The following is a 7,500-nucleotide window of genomic DNA, read 5'->3' as shown; positions in this document are numbered from 1 at the left end:
CTGAATGGAGGCCCGAACCCACGCACGTTGAAAAGTGCGGGGATGAGGTGTGGGTAGCGGAGAAATTCCAATCGAACCTGGAGATAGCTGGTTCTCCCCGAAATAGCTTTAGGGCTAGCCTTAAGTGTAAGAGTCTTGGAGGTAGAGCACTGATTGAACTAGGGGTCCTCATCGGATTACCGAATTCAGTCAAACTCCGAATGCCAATGACTTATCCTTAGGAGTCAGACTGCGAGTGATAAGATCCGTAGTCAAGAGGGAAACAGCCCAGATCGCCAGCTAAGGTCCCAAAGTGTGTATTAAGTGGAAAAGGATGTGGAGTTGCTTAGACAACTAGGATGTTGGCTTAGAAGCAGCCACCATTTAAAGAGTGCGTAATAGCTCACTAGTCGAGTGACTCTGCGCCGAAAATGTACCGGGGCTAAATACACCACCGAAGCTGCGAATTGATACCAATGGTATCAGTGGTAGGGGAGCGTTCTAAGTGCAGTGAAGTCAGACCGGAAGGACTGGTGGAGCGCTTAGAAGTGAGAATGCCGGTATGAGTAGCGAAAGACGGGTGAGAATCCCGTCCACCGAATGCCTAAGGTTTCCTGAGGAAGGCTCGTCCGCTCAGGGTTAGTCAGGACCTAAGCCGAGGCCGACAGGCGTAGGCGATGGACAACAGGTTGATATTCCTGTACCACCTCTTTATCGTTTGAGCAATGGAGGGACGCAGAAGGATAGAAGAAGCGTGCGATTGGTTGTGCACGTCCAAGCAGTTAGGCTGATAAGTAGGCAAATCCGCTTATCGTGAAGGCTGAGCTGTGATGGGGAAGCTCCTTATGGAGCGAAGTCTTTGATTCCCCGCTGCCAAGAAAAGCTTCTAGCGAGATAAAAGGTGCCTGTACCGCAAACCGACACAGGTAGGCGAGGAGAGAATCCTAAGGTGTGCGAGAGAACTCTGGTTAAGGAACTCGGCAAAATGACCCCGTAACTTCGGGAGAAGGGGTGCTTTCTTAACGGAAAGCCGCAGTGAATAGGCCCAAGCGACTGTTTAGCAAAAACACAGGTCTCTGCGAAGCCGTAAGGCGAAGTATAGGGGCTGACACCTGCCCGGTGCTGGAAGGTTAAGGAGAGGGGTTAGCGTAAGCGAAGCTCTGAACTGAAGCCCCAGTAAACGGCGGCCGTAACTATAACGGTCCTAAGGTAGCGAAATTCCTTGTCGGGTAAGTTCCGACCCGCACGAAAGGTGTAACGATTTGGGCACTGTCTCAACCAGAGACTCGGTGAAATTATAGTACCTGTGAAGATGCAGGTTACCCGCGACAGGACGGAAAGACCCCGTGGAGCTTTACTGTAGCCTGATATTGAATTTTGGTACAGTTTGTACAGGATAGGCGGGAGCCATTGAAACCGGAGCGCTAGCTTCGGTGGAGGCGCTGGTGGGATACCGCCCTGACTGTATTGAAATTCTAACCTACGGGTCTTATCGACCCGGGAGACAGTGTCAGGTGGGCAGTTTGACTGGGGCGGTCGCCTCCTAAAGTGTAACGGAGGCGCCCAAAGGTTCCCTCAGAATGGTTGGAAATCATTCGTAGAGTGCAAAGGCATAAGGGAGCTTGACTGCGAGACCTACAAGTCGAGCAGGGACGAAAGTCGGGCTTAGTGATCCGGTGGTTCCGCATGGAAGGGCCATCGCTCAACGGATAAAAGCTACCCCGGGGATAACAGGCTTATCTCCCCCAAGAGTCCACATCGACGGGGAGGTTTGGCACCTCGATGTCGGCTCATCGCATCCTGGGGCTGTAGTCGGTCCCAAGGGTTGGGCTGTTCGCCCATTAAAGCGGTACGCGAGCTGGGTTCAGAACGTCGTGAGACAGTTCGGTCCCTATCCGTCGTGGGCGTAGGAAATTTGAGAGGAGCTGTCCTTAGTACGAGAGGACCGGGATGGACGCACCGCTGGTGTACCAGTTGTTCTGCCAAGGGCATAGCTGGGTAGCTATGTGCGGAAGGGATAAGTGCTGAAAGCATCTAAGCATGAAGCCCCCCTCAAGATGAGATTTCCCATAGCGTAAGCTAGTAAGATCCCTGAAAGATGATCAGGTTGATAGGTTCGAGGTGGAAGCATGGTGACATGTGGAGCTGACGAATACTAATAGATCGAGGACTTAACCATATAAATATGTAGCAAATGTTATCTAGTTTTGAAGGAATATGCCTTCATAGTTTGGTGATGATGGCAGAGAGGTCACACCCGTTCCCATACCGAACACGGAAGTTAAGCTCTCTAGCGCCGATGGTAGTTGGGACCTTGTCCCTGTGAGAGTAGGACGTCGCCAAGCAACTTTAAGACGAGTCAGAATGACTCGTCTTTTTTGTGTTTAATAAAATATAGCTTGTCATCTACGTATTTCTGGAGTGATAGATGATAAGCTATATTTATTTTTTTACATCAATAAGTTTAAAATGGTCACAAACAAGTAGTATATCTTCAGAAAAGGCATGGCCAAGTTGATTATGCTGTCTCCCCAGTAATCATAAGTACAATCACCTTCAGCAATATTCGGGTACTTCATTCATTGGTGTTATAGTTACTTCTATTGTCCTAATAATTGCTACAGGTTCATCCTGGCTATTGGGTACAATACTATAATCATTAGTCGTCGGTAACCGTTTATTTTCTAATTCACAAAAAATATGACCGGAGCATGTTGCTGTTTGAATAGTATACGTCCCTTTATTATCGCTTTGATATAAATAAATTCGGTTAGTTTATAGTTGTTACGTAGCCTATTGGTGATTTGGTCTGCAATAAAATTAGGATCAATACCTGACAATGTATCGCCTACATGTACTTCCCTTCCGTAAGTATAGAAACAAGGAAGAGGTTTGTCTGCAGTTTCTATATAACTGTAGTGCTGAGTATCTCCGTCATATAGAGGTGTTAAGAAATCATGATTAATGGCCAAACAATACTGTAATTGTTTTTCTTCCGTTAGTCTTTCAAGTTCGGTTAAGGCAGAGATAATACCACGATGGTTACCTTCTTCATCTCCATATAGTTCAGCTATAATACTAACTTCGCCGTTGGTACTATTAATACTATTAAATGAAACTAAATGCCTTTGTTAGTAATTTAATTTGCTCTTATAGCTGCGGTTGTTTGTATATAGGCATTAGGATAAAATCTCCTTAAATATTATATTTAGGCTCTATTGTAGAGAAGTTAAGTACAAGTGAAAAACAATATAGAATGATTACTTAAATACAAAGAGGAAGTGATATATTACAGTATTAAGGAACGCTTGTTCTACACTAGTGTGATGGGTACACTTGATCAATGAAGTTGTGTATTTTTAATCCGGTATATGTGTTTAAAGAAGAAATACTATTATTAAGTGCGGACTTCAAGTATAGCGTGTAAGTTTATATATTAATGGTGATTTATTACCACTATGCCACATTGAAGCAAGTAATACTAAAGGTGAAATAGATAAAAAACCGATATTCCAACTTGAATATCGGTTTAATAATATGTGACTTATACGAATCTATAGCAATACGAAAAGCGTAAATAAGATGGCCAATAAAATACGATAATATGCAAAAGGTTTTAAACCTATCTTCTCTAAAAGCTTCAGAAAAGTTACTACTGCTAGCATTGCTACTATAAAAGAGGTAATGAATCCTGCGGCAAACATAGGAATGTCATCGACACTTAAATACTTCCAACTTTTTAATAAGTCTAAACCTGTAGCTCCAACCATTACAGGAAGAGCAATGAGAAAAGAGAACTCAGATGCAGTCTTATAATTTACTTTCGCTAATAGACCTCCAGAAATAGTAGAGCCAGCTCTAGAGAAACCAGGATATACTGCTAAGCATTGAAATAATCCAATTGTTAATGCTTGTCGGTATGTTAAATCATCCAGTGAAAAGGCGGTTGCCTCTTTCTTTTTTACTTCTGCAAAAATCATAAGAATTGCCCCTGCTACAAGTCCAATCACGACAGTATACGGCTGAAATAAGTATGTTTTAATAACATCATGTAGTAGTAAACCAGCAATTACTGCCGGAAATACGCCAAGGAATACATGTAATGCGTTAAATTTTTTCTCTTTTCTTAGAAGAGGCTTAATATTACATAAAGAAACAAGGCGTTTATGATATAAGATAGCGATAGCTAAGATCGCTCCTAACTGAATGACAATTTCAAATGTTTTTGCCCGTTCTCCTTCAAAACCTAGTAAATGTCCGACTAATATAAGATGACCAGTAGAAGAGATAGGTAAAAATTCAGCTAATCCCTCTACAATACCGAGTATGAAGGCAATAATGATATCGCTCATAGTTTTACTCCTGTAAATTAATGAATATCTACTCTCTTAAAATAGAATAGTGTTGCAATAAATCCGAAAATGGTAGTTACCGCGATGATGATATAAGAATACTCTGGTGGATAAGTCGATTGTAATTCGTTATTTGCTATATCTAGAGTGGCGGTCCATGGGAATAGGTCTTTGTGTTTTGAATTTACGATCATAAGGTTAGTCATTGTAATAATAATTGTTAATATAATAGGTGGTACATAGGTTTTCATTATAAGAGTTAGTAGTACAATAGGTGAAGATAATAGAAAAAGAAGTCCACCACATATTAAAAACTTCACGAGAGAGTCTAAAAGTAAGGTGATACTAAATCCAGGGAAGCTACCTAGTAGCCCTAATAATAAAGTTAGTGCCCAAGCGACTAAAGTTAGCATCATGATCCAAAGGAATAGAAGGATGAACTTACTTATAATAAAGCTAATGCGAGATACTGGGATAGTTAGTAAATGCTTTAGTGTATTTTCTGTATATTCACGGGTAAACAGATAAGCAACCACTACTCCATATAAGGGGAATCCTATAATTAAGGTAGTATATAAGTTAACTTCAGTGAATAATTGATGGAATAAAATAGTCGGAGTTGGCTGTTTTGTTTTTATGTGTATATAAGACGCTACTACTACTAAGAAAGGTGCGACACCAGCCCCAATAATACTAATCAAAAACATATTAGAGCGTTTTAGTTTTAAAAGTTCTGTATAGAGTAGATTAACCAATCGTTCCACCTCCAACTAGGTTGGTGAAATAATCTTCTAATCTGTCTGCGCTCATCACCATTTTTAATACTTCAATATCGTTAAGAACAAACGCTCTGTTAATGCGTCCTTGCTGTCCGAAATGAGAGTAAACGCGAATATTCCCTTCATCACGTACTTCATAATCAAAAATTTGAAAATGATTTTCTAATAGCATCGCAGCTTTATGGTCATTATTCACCTGGAATTCTATGTATTTACGGTTTGCTTTACGCAGTGTATCAAGAGAAACTTCCTCTAGTAACCTTCCTTCATGAATAATCCTCATACGATCGACTAATTGTTCTACCTTGGCTAATATATGACTAGAAATAAGTATCGTTATATTTCTTTCTTGAGCTAAAGATTTAATAAGTTTTCGCATTTCTTTAATACCGATGGGATCTAGACCGTTAGTTGGTTCATCTAATATGAGTAGTTCAGGATAATGAAGAAGTGCACGTGCAATTCCTAAGCGTTGTTTCATCCCTAAAGAGTATTTTCCTACTAATTTTTTTGTTTCGTGCTGCAAACCTACAATTTCTAATGCTTCTTCAATTGCATTCCTTTTATGAACTCCAATTATCTTTGCATTAATTAATAAGTTCTCTCTTGCAGTTAAGTTTTCTAATATGTACCATAACGGTATTATCGTCTTCTATATAATTAGCGTTCCACACATTTCGGAAGATTTTTGTTTTTGTAAATAATTGCTCTGGGTTGGAAGAGAAGAACTTTAATAGTTTAAGTTTTTTTTCGGTTAACGCAATCTCTTGTCCGTTCGTATGGACTTGTGTATTTTTTAAAATCAATGGTTAGTCCCTTAAATGTTAAAGTTGTTTTCTCTTGTACAGTAGTGTTACTTCCAAGAACTAAAAAGCGTCGCATAAGAGATTTTACTCGTGCAACCACTTCGTGAATACTGAAAGGTTTCGTAATATAGTCATCAGCCCCAATGCTTAAACCTAAAACTTTATCAACTTCGTGATCTTTAGCAGTTAGCATTAATATCGGTATGTTAGTTGTATCCCTAAGTTTTCTACAGACTTCAATCCCATCTACTTTTGGCATCATAAGATCTAATATAACGAGGTTATAGTCGTTTTGATTAAATAAATGCAATGCTTCTTCGCTGTTAATTGCAGTATCTACCATATATAATTCTCGCTCTAAATATCTTTTTAATAAGTCTCGAATTTCTTTATCGTCATCTGCTATAAGAATACGTATATCTTTCATATCGTCACCTGCTTCTAATAGAATGTTATTAATAGTACAATTTGATAAACAATGGGGAATAGGGAGTGGTAATAAAAAATAAAGCAACTTTCTAATTATATACTATTAATTGTTAAAATAAGGTTGCTAGTTTAGCTGGAAAGAGTCAATCGTATAAGTTCGGTAAGATGGGGGGAGCGAGTTCTTTGTAATAGAGAAGTGTCTAAATTGAATAGTATTTAGAAGAATAGATTAGTAAAGAAAAGTAGACGATGGTTTCTATTTTAATGAAATCTTTATAGGTTCTTACCTGGAGCTAAAGAGTACGAAGATATTAAATTAAATATCTTTACAAAAAGGTGTTGACGATTAGAGTTTAGAGGTGTAATATAGGACAAGTCGCCGATAGCAACAACGCAGAAAGCGGCAAACGAAATAAAAACAAAATGAAAAACTTAGTTGACATTGAAATATGAAAATGTTAACATAAGGGAGTCGCAAATGAGCGACAGACAAGTTCTTTGAAAACTGAACGAAACAAACAACGTGAAACGTCAATTTTTATTTTTAGATGCTAGACAAACTAACTTTATTGGAGAGTTTGATCCTGGCTCAGGATGAACGCTGGCGGCGTGCCTAATACATGCAAGTCGAGCGAACGGATTAAGAGCTTGCTCTTATGAAGTTAGCGGCGGACGGGTGAGTAACACGTGGGTAACCTGCCCATAAGACTGGGATAACTCCGGGAAACCGGGGCTAATACCGGATAATATTTTGAACTGCATGGTTCGAAATTGAAAGGCGGCTTCGGCTGTCACTTATGGATGGACCCGCGTCGCATTAGCTAGTTGGTGAGGTAACGGCTCACCAAGGCAACGATGCGTAGCCGACCTGAGAGGGTGATCGGCCACACTGGGACTGAGACACGGCCCAGACTCCTACGGGAGGCAGCAGTAGGGAATCTTCCGCAATGGACGAAAGTCTGACGGAGCAACGCCGCGTGAGTGATGAAGGCTTTCGGGTCGTAAAACTCTGTTGTTAGGGAAGAACAAGTGCTAGTTGAATAAGCTGGCACCTTGACGGTACCTAACCAGAAAGCCACGGCTAACTACGTGCCAGCAGCCGCGGTAATACGTAGGTGGCAAGCGTTATCCGGAATTATTGGGCGTAAAGCGCGC

At 40.5% G+C, this 7,500-nt stretch carries 2 protein-coding genes, 3 rRNA genes and 3 pseudogenes (2 of these 8 cut by a window edge); 3 read left to right on the top strand and 5 right to left on the bottom strand.

Features of this window, described 5'->3' with window-relative positions; translation table 11 throughout:
• Positions 1–2,158, top strand: a 23S ribosomal RNA gene (locus QCI44_RS26700) (it extends 764 nt beyond the left edge of the window).
• Between the two features lie 50 nt (positions 2,159–2,208).
• Positions 2,209–2,324, top strand: a 5S ribosomal RNA gene (rrf, locus tag QCI44_RS26695).
• Positions 2,325–2,421: 97 nt separating this feature from the next.
• Here the strand turns inward: rrf and QCI44_RS26690 are convergent.
• From QCI44_RS26690 to QCI44_RS26665, 5 genes and pseudogenes are all read right to left on the bottom strand, one after another.
• Positions 2,422–2,706, bottom strand: a pseudogene (locus tag QCI44_RS26690) (ASCH domain-containing protein); the annotation flags it as partial.
• Positions 2,707–3,533: 827 nt separating this feature from the next.
• Positions 3,534–4,331, bottom strand: coding sequence for an undecaprenyl-diphosphate phosphatase UppP (gene uppP / locus QCI44_RS26680; RefSeq protein WP_016089565.1), 798 nt, complete (start codon positions 4,329–4,331; stop codon positions 3,534–3,536).
• Between the two features lie 17 nt (positions 4,332–4,348).
• Positions 4,349–5,086, bottom strand: coding sequence for an ABC transporter permease (locus QCI44_RS26675; RefSeq protein ID WP_016133473.1), 738 nt, complete (start codon positions 5,084–5,086; stop codon positions 4,349–4,351).
• Positions 5,079–5,732 (bottom strand): annotated as a pseudogene (locus QCI44_RS26670) (ATP-binding cassette domain-containing protein); the annotation flags it as partial. The pseudogene QCI44_RS26670 and the gene QCI44_RS26675, both read right to left, overlap by 8 nt.
• A pseudogene (locus QCI44_RS26665) lies at positions 5,707–6,343 on the bottom strand (response regulator transcription factor); the annotation flags it as partial. The pseudogenes QCI44_RS26665 and QCI44_RS26670, both read right to left, overlap by 26 nt.
• Positions 6,344–6,911: 568 nt before the next feature.
• On the opposite strand from QCI44_RS26665, the gene QCI44_RS26660 reads away from it, so the two are divergent.
• Positions 6,912–7,500: ribosomal RNA gene (locus QCI44_RS26660) — 16S ribosomal RNA — on the top strand; it runs 963 nt beyond the window's last position.

Source organism: Bacillus cereus group sp. RP37 (genome assembly GCF_040459695.1).
Classification (GTDB): Bacteria; Bacillota; Bacilli; order Bacillales; family Bacillaceae_G; genus Bacillus_A.
This window is presented reverse-complemented; position numbering and strand designations above follow the sequence as displayed.

Excerpts from the sequence above, each read along its gene's own strand:
- uppP (WP_016089565.1), bottom strand. The coding sequence starts at position 4,331 with ATGAGCGATATCATTATTGCCTTCATACTCGGTATTGTAGAGGGATTA.